The 20,869-nt window shown below is 74.3% G+C and carries 14 protein-coding genes and 1 pseudogene; 11 read left to right on the top strand and 4 right to left on the bottom strand.

What is annotated here, in order from left to right; translation table 11 throughout:
• Positions 1-287 precede the first annotated feature (287 nt).
• The 3 genes from ACH4PU_RS17645 (at position 288) to ACH4PU_RS17635 (ending at position 2,973) form a co-directional block, all read left to right on the top strand.
• Positions 288-1,808 (top strand): flavin-containing monooxygenase, encoded by a 1,521-nt coding sequence (locus ACH4PU_RS17645; protein WP_398272466.1) that lies wholly within the window; start codon positions 288-290, stop codon positions 1,806-1,808.
• The gene (locus ACH4PU_RS17640; RefSeq protein WP_398272464.1) at positions 1,805-2,719 is read left to right on the top strand and encodes an SDR family oxidoreductase; all 915 of its coding nucleotides are present in this window, start codon (positions 1,805-1,807) and stop codon (positions 2,717-2,719) included. Before ACH4PU_RS17645 ends, ACH4PU_RS17640 begins: the two co-directional genes overlap by 4 nt.
• A 77-nt stretch (positions 2,720-2,796) precedes the next feature.
• Positions 2,797-2,973: a hypothetical protein gene (locus ACH4PU_RS17635; protein ID WP_398272461.1), complete on the top strand. Its 177-nt coding sequence runs from the start codon at positions 2,797-2,799 to the stop codon at positions 2,971-2,973.
• A 201-nt stretch (positions 2,974-3,174) separates the two neighbouring features.
• Here the strand turns inward: ACH4PU_RS17635 and ACH4PU_RS17630 are convergent, their stop codons facing one another.
• On the bottom strand, positions 3,175-6,459 hold the full coding sequence (locus ACH4PU_RS17630; RefSeq protein WP_398272459.1) for a S41 family peptidase: 3,285 nt from the start codon (positions 6,457-6,459) through the stop codon (positions 3,175-3,177).
• A 184-nt stretch (positions 6,460-6,643) separates the two neighbouring features.
• On the opposite strand from ACH4PU_RS17630, the gene ACH4PU_RS17625 reads away from it, so the two are divergent.
• The 7 genes and pseudogenes from ACH4PU_RS17625 to ACH4PU_RS17595 all read left to right on the top strand — a co-directional run bounded on the left by ACH4PU_RS17625 (position 6,644) and on the right by ACH4PU_RS17595 (position 14,980).
• Complete coding sequence (locus ACH4PU_RS17625; protein WP_398272457.1) at positions 6,644-7,246, top strand: TetR/AcrR family transcriptional regulator; 603 nt, start codon at positions 6,644-6,646, stop codon at positions 7,244-7,246.
• A 148-nt stretch (positions 7,247-7,394) separates the two neighbouring features.
• Positions 7,395-9,635, top strand: a complete 2,241-nt coding sequence (locus ACH4PU_RS17620; protein WP_398272455.1) for an MMPL family transporter — start codon at positions 7,395-7,397, stop codon at positions 9,633-9,635.
• A 189-nt stretch (positions 9,636-9,824) separates the two neighbouring features.
• On the top strand, positions 9,825-11,021 hold the full coding sequence (locus ACH4PU_RS17615) for a MarP family serine protease (RefSeq protein WP_398272453.1): 1,197 nt from the start codon (positions 9,825-9,827) through the stop codon (positions 11,019-11,021).
• Between the two features lie 341 nt (positions 11,022-11,362).
• Positions 11,363-11,818, top strand: a complete 456-nt coding sequence (locus ACH4PU_RS17610; protein WP_398272451.1) for a PDGLE domain-containing protein — start codon at positions 11,363-11,365, stop codon at positions 11,816-11,818.
• A 1-nt stretch (position 11,819) separates the two neighbouring features.
• A pseudogene (locus tag ACH4PU_RS17605) lies at positions 11,820-12,559 on the top strand (CbiQ family ECF transporter T component); the annotation flags it as partial.
• A 413-nt stretch (positions 12,560-12,972) separates the two neighbouring features.
• Complete coding sequence (locus tag ACH4PU_RS17600) at positions 12,973-14,148, top strand: serine hydrolase domain-containing protein (RefSeq protein ID WP_398272449.1); 1,176 nt, start codon at positions 12,973-12,975, stop codon at positions 14,146-14,148.
• Between the two features lie 46 nt (positions 14,149-14,194).
• On the top strand, positions 14,195-14,980 hold the full coding sequence (locus ACH4PU_RS17595; RefSeq protein ID WP_398272446.1) for an SDR family NAD(P)-dependent oxidoreductase: 786 nt from the start codon (positions 14,195-14,197) through the stop codon (positions 14,978-14,980).
• A gap of 179 nt (positions 14,981-15,159) precedes the next feature.
• On the opposite strand, the gene ACH4PU_RS17590 is transcribed toward ACH4PU_RS17595, so the two are convergent.
• The 3 genes from ACH4PU_RS17590 to ACH4PU_RS17580 form a co-directional block, all read right to left on the bottom strand.
• Positions 15,160-16,011 carry an EamA family transporter gene (locus ACH4PU_RS17590; RefSeq protein WP_398272444.1) on the bottom strand — a complete coding sequence of 284 codons (852 nt, stop codon included), beginning with the start codon at positions 16,009-16,011 and terminating at the stop codon, positions 15,160-15,162.
• A gap of 133 nt (positions 16,012-16,144) precedes the next feature.
• Positions 16,145-17,782: a penicillin-binding transpeptidase domain-containing protein gene (locus tag ACH4PU_RS17585; protein ID WP_398272441.1), complete on the bottom strand. Its 1,638-nt coding sequence runs from the start codon at positions 17,780-17,782 to the stop codon at positions 16,145-16,147.
• Between the two features lie 179 nt (positions 17,783-17,961).
• On the bottom strand, positions 17,962-19,734 hold the full coding sequence (locus tag ACH4PU_RS17580; RefSeq protein WP_398272439.1) for a dolichyl-phosphate-mannose--protein mannosyltransferase: 1,773 nt from the start codon (positions 19,732-19,734) through the stop codon (positions 17,962-17,964).
• A gap of 99 nt (positions 19,735-19,833) precedes the next feature.
• Between ACH4PU_RS17580 and rsmI the strand changes: the two genes are divergently transcribed.
• Positions 19,834-20,736: a 16S rRNA (cytidine(1402)-2'-O)-methyltransferase gene (rsmI, locus tag ACH4PU_RS17575; protein WP_398272437.1), complete on the top strand. Its 903-nt coding sequence runs from the start codon at positions 19,834-19,836 to the stop codon at positions 20,734-20,736.
• The last annotated feature ends 133 nt before the right edge of the window (positions 20,737-20,869 follow it).

Raw genomic sequence — 20,869 nt, 5'->3', positions numbered from 1 at the left:
CCGCGCCCCGAAGCACGCTGCGCGCGCTGTTCTCAAGCGCCGGACGGGCTGGGGCGGGGGCCGGGGGGAGTGCTTCGCGTGCTGCTCGCGGACGTCGGACGGGATGGGGGCTGGGGTGGGTGGGTGAGTGCCGCGCGGCGCGGCGCGATGGACGCGCGGCGGGTCGGGGGTGCAACCGGCGGTAACTTCCTTGTGCCACACCCCTACCGCTCAGTACGGCGCCCCCCTACGCTCACACCGTGCCAGCAATCACTGGCGCGATGCGTGGCGATCCGGGAGGCAGAGGTATGGCCGAGCACGTGCGCGTGGCGGTGATCGGGTCCGGGTTCGGGGGGCTGGGAGCGGCCGTACGGCTCCGGCGGGAGGGGGTGACGGATTTCGTCGTCCTCGAACGGGCCGGGGCGGTCGGCGGGACGTGGCGGGACAACACTTATCCGGGGTGCGCCTGCGATGTCCCGTCGCACCTCTATTCCTTCTCCTTCGCGCCCCACCCCGGGTGGCCGCGCAACTTTTCCGGGCAGCCGCACATACGGGCCTACCTGGAGCATGTCACCGACACGTTCGGGCTCCGGCCGCATCTGCGGCTGAACTCCGAGGTGAGATCGGCGCGGTGGGACGCCGGGCGGATGTGCTGGGAGCTGGACACCGCCTCCGGCGCGTACACCGCCGACGTCGTCGTCTCCGCCACCGGGCCGCTCTCCGACCCGCGGCTGCCGGACATCCCCGGGCTGAACGCGTTCCCCGGGCCCGTCTTCCACTCCGCCCGCTGGGACCACGACGCCGACCTGCGCGGCAAGCGCGTCGCCGTCGTCGGCACCGGGGCGTCGGCGATCCAGATCGTCCCCGCGATCCAGCCGGACGTCTCCCGGCTCACCCTCTTCCAGCGCACCCCGGCCTGGGTGCTGCCGCGGGCCGACCGGCGGATCACCGGAGTCGAGCGGTGGCTGCACGGGAAGGTGCCGGCGACGCGGGCCGTGCGGCGCGGGGTGCTGTGGGGCATACGCGAGGCGCAGGTGGGGGCGTTCACCAAACGGCCCGAGCGGCTCGGCTTCGTGGAGGCGCTGGCCAAGGCCCATCTGCGCCGTGCCGTGAAGGACCCCGGGCTGCGGGCGCGGCTCACCCCCGACTACCGCATCGGCTGCAAGCGCATCCTGCTCTCCAACGACTACTACCCGGCGCTGACCAGGGCGAACGTCGATGTCGTGGCATCCGGGCTGGCCGAGGTGCGCGGGTCCGGGCTGGTCGCCGCCGACGGGACGCGCGTCGAAGCCGACGTGCTCGTCTTCGGCACCGGGTTCCGGGTGACCGACATGCCGATCGCCCGGCGGATCACCGGCGCCGACGGCACGACGCTCGCCGAGACGTGGAAGGACGGCATGGCCGCGCTGCGCGGCACCACCGCCGCCGGCTTCCCCAACCTCCTCTTCATCATCGGGCCCAACACCGGCCTCGGAAACAGCTCGATGATCCTGATGATCGAGTCGCAGCTCAACTACCTGGCCGACTACCTGCGTCAACTCGACGTCCTCGGCGGCCGGACCGCGCTCGTCGCCCGGCCGTCCGCCGTCAACGCCTGGAACCGCGGCCTCCAGCGGCGCATGGAGCGGACCGTGTGGAACACCGGTGGCTGCGACAGCTGGTACCTCGACTCCGAGGGCCGGAACACCACCGCCTGGCCGGGGACGACGGCCGAGTTCCGCCGGGTCACCCGGCGGGTGGATCTTCAGGAGTACCAGGTGCTGCGGGAGCCCCGGCGGCGTCGTACGGGCGCCGCGGCAGGGCGGGGCGAAGGGGTGGTGGCACGATGAGTGCGGCGTACCGCCGGAACGGCCTCGGCGGGCAGGTCGTCGTCGTGACCGGAGCGGCCCGCGGGGTGGGGGAGTCGCTGGCCCGCAAGCTGTCGGCGCGCGGCGCCCGGCTGGCCCTCGTCGGTCTGGAACCGGACGAACTGCGGCGGGTGGCCGGGGGGTTGCGGACCGACGTGGGGTGCTGGACCGCCGACGTCACCGATCAGGAGGCCATGGAGCGGGTCGCCCACGAGGTCGGCGAGCGCTTCGGGCGGATCGACGTCGTCGTCGCCAATGCCGGTGTCGCCGGTGGCGGCCCCTTCGACGGCTGCGACTTCGCCGTCTGGCGGCGGGTCGTCGAGGTCAACCTGATCGGCTCCGCCGTCACCGGCCGCGCCTTCCTGCCGGCCCTCCTCGAAAGCCGCGGATATCTGCTGCAGATCGCCTCGTTCGCCGCGGTCGCGCCCGCGCCGATGATGACCGCGTACTGCGCGTCCAAGGCGGGCGTGGAGGCGTACGCGCACGGGCTGCGCGCCGAGGTCGGACACCGGGGCGTACGCGTCGGTGTGGGGTACTTGAGCTGGACGGAGACCGACATGGTGCGCGGTGCCGACGAGAACGCCGTGATGCGGGAGATGCGGCAGCGGCTGCCGTGGCCCGCGAACCGGACGTACCCGCTCGACCCCGCCGTCGAGCGGCTCGTGGCGGGCATCGAACGGCGCTCGGCGCACGTGTACGCCCAGCGGTGGCTGCGCGGCGCCCAGCCCGTGCGGGCGGCGCTGCCCGCGCTGATCGTGCTCGGGGCGCGGCGCGAGATGCGGCGGTTCGGGCCCCGGCTCGCCTCGGTGAAGGTGTCGGGGCTGCTGGGGGCCGGCGGGGCCGCTGATGCCCGGGCCGGCGGTCCGGCGCAGGCGAATACGGAGCGTCACTGATCGAAATGCGCGGTTTGTTCCGGCGTGTGAGGCTGGTCGCGGCCCGATCAGACGATCTCCCGGAGGAGTGAACACGCATGGGTATGAAGGACGAGATGCAGGACAAGGCCCAGAAGGCGAAGCAGAAGATGCAGGACGCCAAGGAGCAGGCGCAGCAGCGGGGGAAGCAGGGGCAGGACCGGCTGCGGGAGAAGGGGGAGCAGGGGCGGCAGGCGTCGTTCGACGACGTCCGGGATGAGATCGACGATCGCTGACGGCGAGCCGGTCCTGCCCGTTGTGTGAGGGCGCGCCCTGGTTCCAGGGCGCGCCCTTTGGGTTTGCTTCCCCAGCACCGCCCCTTCCCGTTTCTTTCGGGGGCTTTGCCCCCGCACGCTTCGCGCTCCCCCAGAGGGGGTGCCCCCAGTCCTCAAACGCCGGACGGGCTGGGGGTCTGGCGTCCTCAAGCGCCGGACGGGCTAACCGCGTGGCGGGAGTTGCGGGCGGGCGCGGTTCGGGACGTCGCTGTAGTCCGGCGGGGTGGTCGCGCCGTGGCGTTCCAAAAGGTCCAGGGCCAGGCGGACCGCGTCGTCGAGTTGCTTGTGGCGGCCCTCGGCCCAGTCCACCGGCGTCCGGTCCACCTCGATGTCCGGCTCCACGCCGTGGTTCTCGACGCCCCAGCCGTACGCGTCGAACCACGCCGCGTTCATCGGCACGGTGATCGCCGTCCCGTCGCCGAGCCGGTGCCGGCCCGTCATGCCGATGACGCCGCCCCAGGTGCGCAGGCCCACGACGGGCCCGATGCCCTGGAGCTTGAACGCGGCGGTGATCATGTCGCCGTCGGAGGACGTCATCTCGTCGGCGATGGCGACGACCGGTCCGCGCGGCGCGTTGGAGGCGTAGCTCACCGGCTGCGCGCCCCGGGTGAGGTCCCAGCCGATGATCGTGCGGGTGAGCTTCTCCACGACCAGTTCGCTGATGTTGCCGCCCGCGTTGCCGCGGACGTCCACGATGAGGGCGGGGCGGGACATCTCCATCCGCAGGTCGCGGTTGAACTGGGCCCAGCCGGAGCCGCCCATGTCGGGGATGTGCAGGTAGCCGCATTTTCCGCCGCTCAGTTCGCGGACGACCGCGCGGCGTTTCGCCACCCAGTCCTGGTAGCGGAGCGGGCGTTCGTCGATCAGCGGGACGATCGCCACCCGGCGGGCGGGGCCGTCGCCCTCCGCCGGGGCGAAGGCGAGCTCGACGGTGGTGCCGCCGGCGGCGGCCAGCAGCGGGTACGGGCCGGTGACCGGGTCGACCGGCCGGCCGTCCACATGGGTGAGGACGGCGCCCTCCCGGATGCCCGAACCGGCCAGCGGGGAACGGGCCTTGGAGTCCGACGAGTCGCCGGGCAGGATGCGGCGCACCGCCCAGCGGCCGTCCTTGAGCCGGACGAGGTTGGCGCCGAGCAGCCCGATGGCGCGCTGGTAGTGGGGCGGGCCCTCGTTGCGGCGGGAACCGATGACGTACGCGTGGGAGGTGCCGAGTTCACCCAGCACCTCGCGCAGGAGGTCGGCGAAGTCGTCGGGGGAGGCGACGCGTTCGACCAGCGGACGGTACTGCTCCAGGATCGCGTCCCAGTCGACGCCGCCCATGCCGGGCTCCCAGAAGTAGGCGCGGACGATCCGGCCCGCCTCCGCGTACGCCTGCCGCCACTCGGCGGCCGGGTCCACCTCGTGCAGGATGCGGCGCATGTCGATATGGACGACGGAGTCGGCGTCGCCGCCCTCCGTCGCGGGCGCGGCCCGCAGCTCGCCCTCGTCGTTGACGACGAGCCGGGTGCCGTCGCCGCTGACCTCGAACCAGTCGAGGGACGCGGTGAGTTCGGTGCGCTTGGCCTTGAACAGGTCGAAGTGTTCGAGCGTCGGGCGGCCGGAGGTGTCGGCCGGGTTGGCGAAGGTCTCGCCGAGCGCGCCGGAGATGGGCCAGCGCAGCCACACCAGTCCGCCGCCGTGCACCGGGCGGAGGTGCGAGTACTTGGAGGCGGCCACCGGGAACGGCGTCACGCGGCTCTCCAGCCCCTCCGTCTCCACGGTCAACGGACCGCCGCCCTCGCCGCCCGCTGTGCCGTCGACGTCCAGCCCGCCCCCGGCCGGCCGGCCCTCCGCCGTCAGCGCGAACGGCGAGGGCGTCGCGGAGGAGAGCGGGACGAGGTAGGGGCGGCAGCCCAGCGGGAACGACAGGTCGCCGGTGTGGACGTCGTACACCGGGTCGAAGCCGCGCCAGGAGAGGAAGGCGAGGTAGCGGCCGTCGCGGGTGAAGACCGGCTGCTCGTCCTCGAAGCGGCCGTTGGTGACGTCCACGACCATCCGGTCGGAGAGGCGCGCGATCCTGATCTGCCGCAGGGAGCGGCCGACGCCCGGATGCGACCAGGCCAGCCAGCCGGAGTCGGGGGAGAACGCCAGGTCGCGGACCGGGCCGTTGTCGGAGCGGACGAGCTCGCTCACCTCGCCGTCGCCCTCCGGGGAGGTGTCCACCAGCAGCAGCCGCCCGTCGTGCGCGGCGATCGCCAGCCGTGAGCCGTCCGGCGACGACAGCGTCTCGTGCACCCGCCCGATCCGCCCCGCCGCCAGCCGCCGGTGCTCCCCCGTCCCCGCCGCGCTCGGCAGCCGGGCGATCTCGACGGCGTCCTCGCCCTCCGCGTCGGTGATGTACGCGACCCGGCCCGTCGAGCCGAGCATCTCGGGCAGCCGGACGCGGACGCCCGGCGTGTCGGCGATGGCCCGCGCGGGGCCGTCGCGGTGGGTCAGCCAGTAGAGGCTGCCGCGCACCTGGACGGCGCTGGCCCGGCCCGTGGTGTCGACGGCCAGCGCGTCGACGTGCGAGGCGGCTTGGACCTGGTACGTGCGCCGCCCGGCGCGCGGACCGCCGAGCCGGAGGTCCAGCCGGCGCGGTACGGCGCCCGGGCCGAGGTCGTCCACCAGCCACAGGTCGCCCGCGCACTGGTAGACAACCCGGCTGCCGTCGGTGGAGGCGTGCCGGGCGTAGAAGTCGGCGTGGTCGGTGTGGCGGCGGAGGTCCGTGCCGTCGGGGCGGCAGGAGTAGAGGTTGGCGACGCCCTCGTGGTCGGAGAGGAACGCGATCCGGTCGCCGACGAACATCACCGCGTCCAGGTGCCCGCCCAGCTCCGGCACCAGCCGCTTCTCCATCAGCCACAGCCGTCCCGTCGCCCCGCCCCGGTACCGCTTCCAGGAGGCGGGCTCGTGCGGCGGCTTTCCGGTGAGCAGCAGGGTCTCGCCGGGCGCGTCGCCGGGGCCGTGCCCGCCGCCGCGCATCGCGATGTCGGACACCGGGCCCCACGGCAGGCGGAGGCCGGGACTGCCGTCGGTGGGCAGCCGGTAGGCCCAGGAGAAGTACGAGAAGGGCTGGCCGTGCGAGGAGACGGCGAGGATGTCGCTGCCGCCGTCCCGGCCCGGCGGCGTCCAGCCGCAGACCCGGGCATCCGTGCTGCCCCAGAACGTCAGTCTGCGGGCCGGGCCGCCGTCGGCGGGGACGAGGTGCACCTCGGGGTCGAGGCTGCGCCAGCTGGTGAAGGCGATCCGGGTGCCGTCGGGGGAGAACCGCGGGTGGCCCAGCCGGGTGCGGTCGACGGTCAGCCGCCACGCGCGGTCCTTGCCGCCGTCCGTCTCCGGCAGCGGGGACAGCCACAGGTCGTCCTCCGCGACGAAACAGAGCAGATCACCGTGGAGATGGGGGTACCTCAGGTAGGCATCGCTCACCACTTCATGGTTTCCACCGTTCGGCGCACCGGCAACCCGGGCCGTGACGCGCACCACGCGTGACGCACACCACGGTCGAAACGGCGTCGTTTCGTTAGGGGCGGTCGTACCCTCGTACTGTACGAAACCGTTTCGTTCAGTCGAGCCTCGTCGAGGCTCGCCCGAGACCCGTTCGAGGAGGTGCGGCATGCCCGAGGAACCCGCGGCGCAGCCGGTCCGCCGCACCCGGCTCACGCCGGAACGCGAGGCGGAGCTCTACGAGGCCGTCCTCGAGATCCTCCGCGAGGTCGGGTACGAGGCGCTGACCATGGACGCCGTGGCGGCCCGCACCCGGTCCAGCAAGGCCACCCTCTACCGCCAGTGGAAGGGCAAGCCGGAACTGGTCGCGAGCGCGCTGCGGCACACCAAGCCGCTCAAGGTCGACGACATCGACACCGGGAGCCTGCGCGGCGACCTGGTGGCGCTGACGGCCTGCGCGGACCCCGCGCAGATGGAGCGGGACGCGGCCCTCATGCGGGGGCTCGGACACGCCGTCCACTGCAATCCCGACCTCCACCGCGCCCTGCGGGAGCTGCTGGTCGAGCCCGAGAAGGCGGCCCTGCGGCGGCTGCTGGACCGGGCCGTGGCACGCGGCGAGCTCGCGCCGGACACCCCTGCCATGGAGTTCGTCGCGCACGTCCTGCTCGGCGCCTTCACCACCCGCCCGCTGGTCGAGGACCGGCCGGCGGACGCCGCCTACCTCGCCCGCTTCATCGACGCCGTGGTGCTCCCCGCCCTCGGCCGCCGCTGAGCCCCGGCTCGTCCCGGACCCCCATCGCGACGAGCCGGTATATCCCGATATCTCCCCACTGATCCACCTGGCGCGCCGCTCTCGTCGTCGGGCTGGTTCCCCACTGCCAGTTGCTCGTTTCTCCGACCCGACGGGAGTAGACCTCCTCGTGGCCACCTTCCTCTACAAACTCGGCCGGCTCGCCTTCCGGCGCCGCTGGTACGTAGCCCTCATATGGGTGCTGCTGCTCGGCCTCGCCGGCGCCGGCGCCGCCACCGCCTCCAAGTCCACCGACGACAGCTTCTCCATACCCGGCACGGAGGCGCAGACCGCCTTCGACCTGCTGGGTCAGCGGTACCCCGGCAAGAAGGCCGACGCCGCGTCCGCGCGCGTCGTCTTCCAGGCCCCCGACGGCCAGAAGATCACCGAGCCGAAGAACAAGGCCGCCGTCGAGAAGGTCGTCGGCGAGCTGGCCGGCCCCCAGGTCGCGTCGGCGCCCAGCCCGTTCCAGGCGCACACCGTCAGCAAGGACGGCAGCACCGCGTACGTCCTGGTGACCTACAAGGAAGCCTCCAACAAGCTCACCGACGCCTCCCGCGACACCCTCGACGCGGCGCAGAAGCACGGGCGGGAGAGCGGGCTCACCGTCGAGATGGGCGGCAGCGCCCTGCAGAAGATGCCGGAGACCGGGTCCACCGAGATCATCGGCATCATCGTCTCCGCGGTCGTCCTGGTGATCACCTTCGGTTCGCTGATCGCGGCCGGACTCCCGCTGCTCACCGCGCTCATCGGGGTGGGCATCGGCGTCTCGTCCATCGCCGCGCTCGCGTCCACGCTGAACCTCTCGGGCAACACCTCGACGCTCGCCATGATGATCGGCCTCGCGGTCGGCATCGACTACGCGCTGTTCATCGTCTCCCGGTACCGGGCCGAGCTCGCCGAGGGCAGGGAACGGGAGGAGGCCGCGGGCCGTGCGGTCGGAACCGCCGGCTCCGCGGTGGTCTTCGCCGGTCTCACCGTCGTCATCGCCCTGGTCGGCCTCGCGGTCGTCAACATCCCGATGCTCACCAAGATGGGCATGGCCGCGGCCGGCACGGTCGTCGTCGCCGTCCTCGTCGCGCTCACCCTCATCCCCGCGCTGCTGGGCTTCGCCGGACGCCAGGTGCTGGCCCGCAAGGTCCGCAAGGCCAAGCCCGCGGACGGCGACGCGGCCCCGGCCGCCGAGAAGCCCAACATGGGCACCCGCTGGGCCCGCTTCGTGCTGCGCCGCCCGGTGTGGGTGCTGGTGGCGGGCATCGCCGGCCTCGGCGCGCTCGCCGCACCCGCCGCGTCCCTCCAGCTCGGCCTGCCGGACGACAGCTCGCAGCCGGTGAAGACCACCCAGCGCAAGGCGTACGACATGATCGCCGAGGGCTTCGGCCCCGGCTACAACGGGCCGCTGATGGTCGTCGTGGACGCCAAGGGCGCCAAGGACCGGAACGCCGCGCAGACCGTGGTCAAGACCGTGAGCGGCATGAAGGACGTCGCCGCGGTCACCCCGCCGATGCCGAACAAGGACGGCGACACGGCCGTCTTCAACGTCGTCCCCACGTCGAAGCCGAGCGGTGAGCGGACCGAGGACCTCGTCCACGCGATCCGGGCCGAGGGCGCGGACCTGAAGGCGAAGACCGGCGCGACCGTGCTGGTCACCGGCACGACGGCGATGAACATCGACGTCTCGCAGAAGCTGAACGACGCGTTGCTGCCCTACCTGGCACTGGTCGTCGGCCTCGCCTTCCTGCTGCTGATCGTGGTCTTCCGGTCGGTGCTCGTGCCGCTCAAGGCGGCCCTGGGCTTCCTGCTCTCCGTGGTGGCGGCGCTCGGCGCGGTCGTGGCCGTCTTCCAGTGGGGCTGGCTCAGCGGGGTGTTCGGCGTCGAGGAGACCGGCCCGATCATGAGCATGATGCCGATCTTCATGGTCGGCGTGGTCTTCGGCCTGGCCATGGACTACGAGGTCTTCCTCGTGACCCGGATGCGCGAGGCGTTCGTCCACGGCGAGAGCCCGGGCGACGCCGTGGTGACCGGCTTCCGGCACGGCGCGCGGGTGGTCACGGCCGCCGCCGTCATCATGATCAGCGTCTTCGCCGGGTTCATCGGCTCCTCCGAGTCGATGATCAAGATGATCGGCTTCGGCCTCGCCATCGCCGTCTTCTTCGACGCGTTCATCGTCCGCATGGCCATCGTCCCGGCGGTCCTCGCGCTGCTCGGCAAGGCGGCCTGGTGGCTGCCGTCCTGGCTGGACAAGGCGCTGCCGAACGTGGACGTCGAGGGCGAGGGGCTGCAGAAGCAGCTGGCCGCTCCCTCGGGTGCCGTCGAGGACCGGGCCGGCGACCCGGACCCGGACGCCGACCCGCGTCTGACCCGCGTCTGACGTTCGCGCGGGGTGCCTCGGGCCCGTCCTGCCGCCTCGGCGGGGGGACGGGCCCGTTCCGTATTTCCCGACGTGGCGAAGCCCACCTCGGGGAACCGTTCGTGCGGGAACGCGCGTTTTCCCTAGTCCACGGGGGCATGTGACCGTGGCCGCGGTCGGGGGCGCGGGTGAAGGGAAAGGGCTCCACTGGTGAACCTGCTCGATGTGCTTCTGCTCCTGGTCGTCCTCGGCTACGCCGTCTCCGGCTTCCGGCGCGGCCTCGTCGCGAGCGTCGTCCTGCTCGCCGGCTTCCTGGGCGGTGCCGTCTTGGGCGTCTGGGTGCTGCCCTCCGTCGTCGGCCACTTCGAACCCGGCTCGTCGTCGGCCGCCGTGGTGGCGGTCCTCGTCGTCCTCGTCCCGGCCGTGCTCGGGCATGCCCTGGCCGGGCGGCTCGCCTGGAGCCTGCGCCGGCGGCTGACCTGGGCACCCGTGCGCGGGGTGGACGGCGCCGGCGGCGCGGTCGTCAACGGGCTGGCCGTCCTGCTGGTGGCCTGGGTCGCCGCCAGCGTCCTCGTCTCGGCGAACTCCACCCTGCTCACCGGGCAGATACGCGACTCGCGGGTGCTCGGCGCGGTCCAGGACGCGATGCCGGAACAGGCCCCGACGTGGTTCAGCCGGACCACCGACGCCCTCACCGGCGCCGGCTTCCCCCAGGTCTTCAACCCGTTCGAGAACGAGCCCGCCACCAGCGTCGCCAAGCCCTCCGGCGACGCCGTCACCGTCGCCGCCAACCGGGCCGCCCGGACGTCCGTCGTCAAGGTCGAGGGCGTCGCCGACGTCGACGGCGGCCGGCGGGGGCAGGAGGGCAGCGGCTTCGTCTACGCCGCGCGGCACGTGATGACCAACGCGCACGTCGTCGCCGGCGTCACCGACCCGACCGTGCGCGTCGGCGGCGTCGGCCGCCCGCACCGCGCCAAGGTCGTCCTCTTCGACCCCGAGACGGATGTCGCCGTCCTCGATGTGCCCGGGCTGGACGCGCCGGTGCTGCCCTTCGACAAGACCGCCAAGCGGGGCGACGCCGCGGTCGTCGCGGGCTTCCCGGAGAACGGCGGCCTCGATCTGCGGGCGGCGACCGTCGCCAACGAGCTGCGGGCCAAGGGGCAGGACATCTACGGGGACGGGCTCGCGACGCGGCAGGTGTATTCCGTGCGCTCGACGGTTCGGCCCGGCAACTCGGGCGGCCCGCTGCTGACCCCTGCGGGGAAGGTGTACGGGGTGGTGTTCGCCCGGTCCACGGCGAACGCGGAGACGGGGTACGTGCTGACTGCGGCGCAGGTGGCGGAGGACGCGCGGTTGGGGGCTACGGCTACGCAGGCGGTGAGCACGGGGAGCAGGGCGGCGCTGTAGGGGGAGGTGCCCCGGTCCCGCCCCTTCGCCGATTCCTGGGGGCGAGCCCCCAGCCCCCTGAAACCGCGCTCCGCGCGCTCGTCCTCAAACGCCGGACGGGCTGAAAGTGCCACCTCAGGCACACTTCAGCCCGTCCGGCGTTTGAGGACGAGCGGCGAGGCCGCGAAAAGGGGGTCTGGGGCGCAGCCCCAGGAATCGGCGAAGGGGCGGGACCGGGGCACGGCCCCCCGCAGGGGGCGCGCAAGCGCGCGCCGCACGCTCTTGCGAGAGCTCCGCAACGCGCCCATCATGCGAGCGGTTCACCCCTGCACGATCGGCACGGACCGAAAAGTGGGCACTGCATGCACGTACCCGACGGATACCTCGACCCACCCGTCTCCCTCGCCGCGGGAGCCATCGCCGCCACCGCCGTGGCCCTGGCCCTGCGCGGCGCCCGCCTCGCGACCCGCGCCCCCCGCCCGCGTCGCCGCTTCGCCGTCGTCGTCATGGCCGTCACCGTCCTCCTCGCCGGATTCGTCAGCTACTACGCGGCGAGCACCCCCGACGGGCTGGAGAAGGCCGCCCGGGACAAAGGCATCGACCGCAAGGCCCGGGAGACCGCCACCGAGGGCTCGCCACTGGCGGATGACCGGGTGAAGGACGTCTCGGACACCCGCGCGTCCGGCGCGCTCGCCGGGGTCGTAGGCGTCGGGGTCACCCTGGCGGCCGGCACAGGCGTCCTCGTGGTGCTGCGCCGCCGCCGGGCCCGGCCGGCCGCGCCGCCGGTGGCGGAGGCGCGGCGGACCGAGGCCGTCTGACGTGGGGGCCGCGCACGCGGCGGCCGTCCACGGATCGCTGTACCGGCCGGGCGGCTCGCCCGCGCACACGCTGCCCGCGCGGTGCGAGACCGTGTCGGCGTGCGGCTTCATGCTCGTCGTGGCCGCCACCCCGGCCCCGCCGCCGGGGCGTTCGCGTGCCACGCGGCGCTGCTCGCCGCCGGCAAGGCCGTCGCCCGGCTGCCCGCCGGGACCGTCCCGCGCCGGCCGGCGACCGAGCCGCCGTTCGTGGCGCGGGGGCCGTGGGCGGACGTGCCGGGGCTGCCGCTGAGCGAGTCCGGCCTCCGGGACGCCGGAACGCTGCCGCCCAAGGGCGCCCGGGGCGTCGCCGCGTCCGTGCTGCTCGCCTCGGCCACCGGCCTGCGGGACCTGCCGCTCGGCCCGCGCCGGCTGCGGGTGCCCGCCCTGCCGGTGCGGATCGCCGCGTTCACGATCCGGTACGGGGACGTGGTCGCCGACGAGGTGCGGCGCATGCGTGTCGCCCGCGAGTCCCGGGGCCACACCGCGCGGGGCGTGCGCCACTGGCGGGTACCGGCCGCGTCCGCCGGGGCGCTGCTCATCCGCGCCTGCGAACGCGGCGAACGCGCCCACCTCGCCATGGTCAGCCGTGGTCGCACCGGCACCCTGCCCGACACCGGGGGCGTGCCGGGCGCGGCCGGCAAGAGCCGCGCGCAGTGGGCGAGCGCCGCCGCCCTGCCGCCGGCCGCGCCGGCGGTCCGCCTGACGTCGGGGGGTGCCGCTGTGACGGTTCCGTTCTCGCCGGAGGCCGCGGGGCCGGCCTTCGCCTGTCCGGGCGGTCATCAGGCGCTCCACGGCGTGGACTTGGCGCTACGTCAGGGCGAGCGCGCGGCCCTGCTTGGCGACGGGGAGCCGCTGCGTTCGCACCGGCCGGAACTCCCCTTCGGCTCCGACCCACGGGCGGTCGCGGCGCGGCCCGGGCCGTGATCCGCGTCACGTCCGGGGATGGTCGCGGCGGACCGGGCAAGGCGTCAGGAAGCCGCAGCGGAGCCGCCGGGGAGCGGGGGCGCCCGGCCGTCCGCGTGACGGCGGCGGGCGACCCGGTCGCCGGGGGATGCCGAACGCGATGCACCATGGAACGACACGTACGGCGAACGGACCGGTGGGAGCGGAAGAGAGTGACGGACGTCCAGGGCACGGTGGCGGACGGTTTCGAACCGGTCCGGGACGCCTTCGCCGACAACTTCGCGCGCCGCGGCGAGCGCGGCGCCGCCGTGGTCGTCCACCAGGGCGGCCGGAAGGTCGTCGACCTGTGGGGCGGCACCCGGGACGTCGACGGCGACGCGCCGTGGACGCCGGACACCGCGCAGATCGTGCGCTCCGCCACCAAGGGCGTCGCGGCGGCCGTGCCGCTGCTGCTGCACCAGCGCGGGCAGGTGGACCTCGACGCGCCCGTCGGCACCTACTGGCCCGAGTTCAAGGCCGCCGGCAAGGAGCGCGTCCTCGTCCGGCACCTCCTCGCGCACCGCGCGGGCGTGCCGGTCCTCGACACCCCGCTCACCCCCGAGCAGGCCCGCGACGGCGTCAGCGGCCCGCGCGCCGTCGCCGCGCAGGCGCCGGCCTGGGAGCCGGGCACCGACCACGGCTACCACGCCCAGACCTACAGCTGGACGGTCGGCGAACTCGTCCGGCGCGTCACCGGGCGTGACATCGGCGCGTGGATCGCCGACGAGATCGCCGCGCCCCTCGGGCTCGACCTGTGGCTCGGGCTGCCGGAGGCCGAACAGCACCGCGCCGGGCGCATCGGCGACGTCGAGCCGCCCGCCGGGACCGGCACGCCCGGCCTGCGTGTCCGCCCCAAGCAGGCGGTCTCCGACGCCTACCGCGACCCCGCGTCACTCACCCGGCGCGCCTTCGCGGCCATCGACCCGATGCCCGACGAGAACGACCCGGCCTACCGGGCCGCCGTGCTCCCCGCCTCGGCGGGCGTCGCCACGGCGGAGGCGCTGTCGCGGTTCTACGCGGCGCTCATCGGCGACGTGGAGGACGGCGGACGCAGACTGTTCGCGCCCGCCACGCTCACCCTGGCCCGCAGCGAGGAGTCCGCCGGGCCCGACCGCGTCCTCATAGCCAACACCCGTTTCGGACTGGGCTACATGCTGCACGGACCCGCCTCGCCGCTGCTGGCCGCGGGCTCCTTCGGGCACCCCGGCCGCGGCGGCTCCCTGGCCTTCGCCGACCCCGAGTCCGGCATCTCCTTCGGCTACGTCACCAACGGCATGCAGAAGAACGTGACGGCCGACCCGCGTGCGCAGGCCCTGGTCCGGGCGGTTGCCCGCGCGTTGGCGGGGTAGGGAACAGCCCCCGGACGGTGTGACCGGTGGTGCGAGAGGGGCTCCCATGACGCGACGGTTCGACGGCTGGTCCGTCCTGATCACGGGCGCCGGGCGCGGCATCGGCGCCGCCACCGCCCTGCGGCTCGCCGGCGAGGGCGCCCGCGTCCTCGTCACGGACGTGGACGGCGACCGCGCCGAACGCACCGCCCACGCCATCCGCGAGGCCGGCCTCATCGCCGAGGCGCACGTCTGCGACGTCACGGACCGGGAAGCCGTGGAAGCGGCCGTCGCCCACGCGGCCGACCGCTTCGGCGGCCTCGACGTCCTCGTCAACAACGCCCTTTCCTGCGGCCGCGACCCCGAGCACTTCGAGGACCACTCCGACGAGCTCTGGCACCGCGACCTCGACGTCACACTCGGCGGCGCCTTCCGCTGCGCCCGCGCGGCCCTGCCGCACCTGGCCGCCGCCGGCGGGCGCGGCGCGATCGTCAACATCGGCTCCGTCAACGGCGAGCAGGACTTCGGCAACCACGCCTACAGCGCGGCCAAGGCGGGCCTCGCGAGCCTCACCCGCACCCTCGCCGGCGAGGCCGCCCCGCGCGGCGTCCGCGTCAACCTCATCGCGCCCGGGACCGTGCACACGCCCAACTGGGATGGGCGGGAGGATGCTTTGCGGCGGGCCGCCGCGCATTATCCGCTGGGGCGCGTCGGGCGGCCCGAGGATGTCGCCGCCGCCGTCGCCTTCCTCGCCTCGCGCGACGCGTCGTGGATTACCGGTGTCACGCTGCCGGTCGACGGGGGGATCCTTGTCGCGAATCTCGGCTTGCGGAGGGCGCTTCGGGGGCGGTGAGGGGTGGGTTTGCCCCGGTCCCGCCCTTTCACCGTTTCCTGGGGGCAAGCCCCCAGACCCCCCTTTTCGCGGCTCCGCCGCTCGTCCTCAACCGCGCAGAGCGCGGTTTCGGGGGTGTGGGGGCCGGCCCCCGCAAGAAACGGTGAAAGGGCGGGACCGGGGCCCCACAACCACCGCCCTCAGCCGGCGTGCAGCATCAGCCCTATCCCCGCCACCACCAAAGCCGCCGCGGCAACCCGCGCCGCACCGAACCGCTCCTTGAAGAGCAAAGTGCCGATCGCCGCACCGGCGATGATCGACGACTCCCGCAACGCCGCGATCGGCGCCAGCCGCCCCCGCGTCTGGGCCCACAGGACCAGCCCGTACGCCAGCATCGACATCAACCCCCCGAGCAGGCCACGCACCGCGTACGGCCGCGCCGCGGCGAAAGCGTCCCGCTTCCGGACCGCCAGGGCGTACAGCGGGACCGGCAGCCCCTCCAGCACCATCAGCCAGGCGGTGAAGCCCAGTGAGGAGCCGGAGACGCGCACGCCCATGCCGTCGACGACCGTGTATCCGGCGATGGCCAGGCCCGTGGCCGCCGCCGCGCCGATCGCCGGCCACTGCGGGGGAGCGCCCGAGCCCCTGATGCCCCACAGGGCGACGCCGACCAGGCCGGTGGAGGCCACGGCCACCCCGGCCAGCTGCCAGCCGTCCGGCAGTTCGCCGGCGAGGACGGCCGCCAGGACGGTGACCGCCAGGGGAGCGGTGCCCCGGGCGATCGGGTACGCCTGGCCGAAGTCGCCGAGGGAGAACGAGCGCATCAGCAGGGCCATGTAGAGCACGTGCAGCACGCCGGACACGGCCAGATACGGCCAGGAGTCCGCGTCCGGTGCCGGGACGAACGGCAGCATCGCCAGCCCGCCGAGGCAGTTGCCCGCCCCGACCAGGGTGAAGGCCGTCAACTGGTCGCGGATCCCGTGGGCGATGGCGTTCCACCCGGCATGGGTGACCGCCGCGGCCAGGACGGCGGCGATGACCAGCGGGGTCACGAGGCGGGGCCGTACGGGGAGTCGTGAGTGCGCATACCCGCGACGCTAGTGCGGTCCGGCCGCCTTCTGCTGTCACCTCCGTCACTGTGCGCGGGGCCGGCCGGGCCCCGCGGCCGCCGGACGGGCCGGTCGGTCACCCCGCCCGCAGCACCGCCGCCACCACCGGCCCCGCCGAGTCGCCGCCGTGGCCGCCCCGGGGGACGACCGCCGCCGCGGCCATGTCGTCGTGGTAGGCGGCGAACCAGCCGTTGGGCCGCGGCTGTTGGTCGATCTCGGCGGATCCCGTCTTGGCGCCTATGTCACCGCCGAGGCCGGACATCGCCGTCCGCCCGGTCCCGGAGACGGCGGTCAGCCGCATCATTCCGCGCAGCTCGCGGGCCACCGCCGTGGGCAACGGGCGTGCCGAGCGGGCCGGTTGCAGGCCGAAGCGCCCGGGGTCCACCAGGTGCGGCTGGCGGAAGGTGCCGTCGCGGACGGTGGCCGCGACCGAGGCCATGGTGAGCGGGTTCATCTGGACCGTGCCCTGGCCTATCATCGCCGCCGCCTTCCCCGCGCCGGTGTCGGGCGGTATCCGGCCGTCGAACGTGGTGACCCCGGTCTGCCAGTCCTCCCCGCCGATGCCGAACACGTCCCGCGCCTCGGCGGCGAGGTCGCCGTCGGCGATGTGGCCGGCGAGCGAGACGAAGGCGGTGTTGCAGGAGGCGGCGAAGTCTTGGGCGAAGGTGGCCCCGGGGTTCTCGCTCCGCTCCACGTTGTGGAACCGCTTGCCGTATGTCACGTATTGAGGGCAGGGGAGCGGCAGGCCCGGCCGCGCCTTGCCGCGCTCCAGCAGCAGCGCGGCGGTGACCATCTTCATCGTCGAGCCGGGGGCGGTCCGGCCCAGCAGCGCCGCGTTGAAGCCGGCCCGCCGTGCCCCGGTGTCCGCGACGGCCAGGATCTCTCCGGTGCTCGGCCGGACGGCCACCACCGACGCCTCGTCCCGGGCGGCCACGGCCGCCTCGGCGGCCCGCTGCGCCCCCGCGTCCAGGGTCGTCCGGATCTCGGCCCGGCCGCCGTCGGCGACCACGTGCAGGACCTTCTCCGCCCCCTGACCGGCCGGCCCGGCACCGCTCCCCGGCCCCTCGGCCCGTACCTCCACCCGCGGCCGGCCGTCGACCGCCTTCTCCCCGAACCGCTTGCGCAGCTCCGGCAGGACGCCCGCCAGCGAGGGGTACGTCCGGGCGTCCAGCGGCTTGCCCGCGCGGTCGGTGACCGTCACCGTGGACCCCTGGGCGGGCCCGGTGGTCAGCGTCTCGCCGGCGGTCAGCCGGGGGTGCAGGACGGCCGGCCGCCAGTCGACGACGGCCCGCCCGCTCGTCCGGCCGCGCACCACGCCCAGCTTGGAGGGGTACGTCCAGGTGGTGGCGCGGCCCTTGTAGGCGATCTCGGCGGTGACGGTGAACGGCACCTCCGTCCCCGTGGCCGCGCCCTGCCGAAACGTCGCCTTCCGGATGTGCGCGTCGTCGCGGTAGCCGGTCAGCGCGGCCGAGGCGGCCGGCGCGTTGTCGGTGAGGCCCGCGGCCTCCTCCACGTCACCGCGGGACCAGGCGGCCAGGAAGTCCCGTGCCGCCCGCTCCACTTCGGGCGCCGTCGGCGGACCCGTCCGGACGGGCGCCGCCTCCCTGTGCGTACTCCGGTCCACGTCGTCCACCAAGGCGTACGCCGCGTACCCGGCGCCCCCCAGCGCCGCCGCGGCGACGACCGCCACCACGGCCTTCGCTCCCGTGCCCATCGTCCGCCTCCCTCCCCGGCCGCGGCCCGGACGTCCGCGGTCCCGTCACGGCTCAGCACATTACGGGAGGCCACTGACAACGCACCCGCGGTGACGGCGTGAGACGGACCACGGGCGAGTGCTCAAGACGCTTGTACAGCACGGGAGATCGGCAGACCGGAGAGGCGGAAGCCCGAGCGTCAGATCCAGGTGTCCAGCCACATCCGGTTCCGCCAGGCGTCCATCGGGATCGGCTGCCCGGTGTAGATCGGGAAGAAGTAGACGAAGTTCCAGACGATGAGCAGGAACAGCGCCCCCGCGCCGACCACCCCCGTCACCCTCCGGCGTTCCGACGCCCCCCGTGGCCCGCTGATCGCCCCGATCATCATGGCCACCGCCAGGCACAGGAACGGCACGAAGACCACGGTGTAGAAGTCGAAGATGGTCCGGTCCTGCCACTGGAACCACGGCAGCAGGCCCGCGGCCGTCCCGCACAGGATCGCGCCGGCCCGCCAGTCCCGCCGGAAGAACCAGCGGAAGAGCAGGTAGGCGAGGGCGAAGCAGGCGGTCCACCACAGCAGGGGCGTGCCCAGCGCCAGCACCTCGCGCGCGCACTTCCCCCCGGCGTCGGACGGGCAGCCGTCGATGCCCGCGGCGGGCGAGTCGTAGAAGTAGGAGACGGGACGGCCCTGGACCAGCCAGCTCCACGGGTTGGACTGGTAGGTGTGCGGCGAGTTGAGGGTGGTGTTGAACCTCCACACCTCCTGCTCGTAGTGCCAGAGGCTGCGCAGCGGGTTGAGGACGCCGGCGAGGAAGCCGTCCGTCCCGTAGCCGCCCTCGGTCTCCGCCCAGTGCCGGTAGTAGCCGCTGTGCTGCCAGCCCTGCGTCCGGCTGTAGCTGCCGCTGTTGGCGAACCAGCCCGTCCAGGTGGCCAGATAGGTCGCGATCGCCACCGGCACCAGCGCCACGAACGCCCAGGGCGCGTCCCGCCGCAGCACCGTGCGCCACGGGCGGCGGGCCCCGGCGAGGCGGCGCGAGCCGACGTCCCACAGCACGACGAGCACCACGAACGCCGCCAGATAGACCGCGCCGTTCCACTTCGTCGCCGCCGCCAGCCCGAGGAACACCCCGGCGGCGATCCGCCACGGCCGCCATCCGAGCCGCAGGGTCCGCGCGGTCTCCGCGTCGGGGCGGACGTCGCCGGTCGCCGGGTCGCCGGGCAGCGCGGCGGCCAGCCGGGCCCGCGTCCGGTCCCGGTCGACCAGGACGCAGCCGAACGCCGCCAGCACGAAGAACATCAGCACCAGGTCGAGCAGCGAGGTGCGGCTCATCACGAACTGCATGCCGTCCACGGCCATCAGCGCGCCCGCGACGCAGCCCAGCAGCGTGGAGCGGAAGAGCCGCCGGCCGATGCGGCACAGCATCAGCACGGAGAGCGTGCCGAGCAGCGCGACCATGAAGCGCCAGCCGAAGGGCGTCAGTCCGAAGAACTGCTCGCCCAGACCGATGACCCACTTGCCGGCCGGCGGGTGGACCACGTACGACGGCACATCGGCGATGTGGTCGTACCCGTCGACGATCCGCTGGTTGAGGTCCTTGTCCTCCGGCCACTTGGCCTCGTAGCCGAACTTCCAGAGCGCCCAGGCGTCCTTGGCGTAGTACGTCTCGTCGAATATCACCGCCCGCGGGCTGCCCAGGTTGTGGAACCGCGCCAGCCCGGCGACCAGGGTGACGAGCAGCGGACCCAGCCAGCCGAGGGAGCGCGCCAGCAGCCGCGCGGGTCCCGGCCGCACGCCGAGCGCCTCCCACACGCCGGTGCCCGGCTCCCGGTACGGCGGCACGAGCCGCTCCCGCACGCCCGTCGGGCGCTCGGGCGCCGCGTATCCGAAGCGGCGCAGCCGGGTCTGCCACGGAGGCGGCTGTCCGGCCGCCGCGCGGCTCGGCCGGCCCTGGGTCGCGGTGTCACTGGTCACCGCGCCATCGTAGGGAACCGGCCGCCGTGGGCGCCGGGGAGCGCGCGGTCCCGGCCCGGCGCCCCGGGAGGCCCCGGGCGCGCCTGCGAGGATGGGGGCGTGACTGGAACGCTCGTACTCGCAGGAACCCCCATCGGCGACGTCGCCGACGCGCCGCCCCGGCTGGCCGCCGAGCTCGCCGCCGCCGAGGTGATCGCCGCGGAGGACACCCGGCGGCTGCGCCGGCTCACCCAGGCGCTGGGGGTGCACACCACCGGCCGGGTCGTCTCCTACTTCGAGGGCAACGAGTCGTCCCGCACGCCGGAGCTCGTCGAGGCGCTGACCGGCGGGGCGCGGGTGCTGCTGGTCACGGACGCCGGGATGCCGTCGGTCTCCGACCCCGGCTACCGGCTGGTGGCCGCCGCCGTGGAGCACGGGGTGAAGGTGACGGCCGTCCCGGGGCCGTCCGCGGTGCTGACCGCGCTGGCCGTCTCCGGGCTGCCGGTGGACCGGTTCTGCTTCGAGGGCTTCCTGCCGCGCAAGGCCGGGGAGCGGCTCGGGCGGCTGCGCGAGGTGGCGGACGAGCGCCGCACCCTCGTCTACTTCGAGGCGCCGCACCGGCTGGACGACACCCTCGCCGCGATGGCCGAGGTGTTCGGCGGCGAGCGGCGGGCCGCGGTCTGCCGCGAGCTGACCAAGACCTACGAGGAGGTCCGGCGCGGCCCGCTGGCCGAGCTGGCCGCCTGGGCCGCGGAGGGCGTCCGCGGCGAGATCACCGTCGTCGTGGAGGGCGCCCCCGAGAAGGGCCCGGAGGAGGCCGACGCGGCCGAACTGGTCCGCCGCGTCCGGGTCCGGGAGGAGGCGGGCGAGCGCCGCAAGGAGGCCATCGCCGCGGTCGCGGCCGAGGCCGGGCTGCCCAAGCGCGAGGTGTTCGACGCGGTCGTGGCGGCGAAAACCGCGGCGAAATCCGGGGGAGCCGGGAGATCCGGGGGAACCGGAGAGGGCGGGCCGGAAGCCCGTTAGCGCCGGACCGGAAGCGGTAACGGAATGATTCTCGCCGGTAACCGGAGGTGTTCTTCCCGAAGCCGGACGGGGACCGCTCCGGAACTGCCGGAACGCCCGGAAGCGCCCCCTCCGGGAAACCGGAAGCCGGCCC

Origin of the sequence: Streptomyces sp. NPDC021100 (genome assembly GCF_044333095.1) — a bacterium.
In the GTDB taxonomy this organism is placed as follows: Bacteria; Actinomycetota; Actinomycetes; order Streptomycetales; family Streptomycetaceae; genus Streptomyces.
The sequence above is the reverse complement of the archived record's forward strand: the minus strand, read 5'-3'. Positions and strand labels throughout refer to the sequence as shown.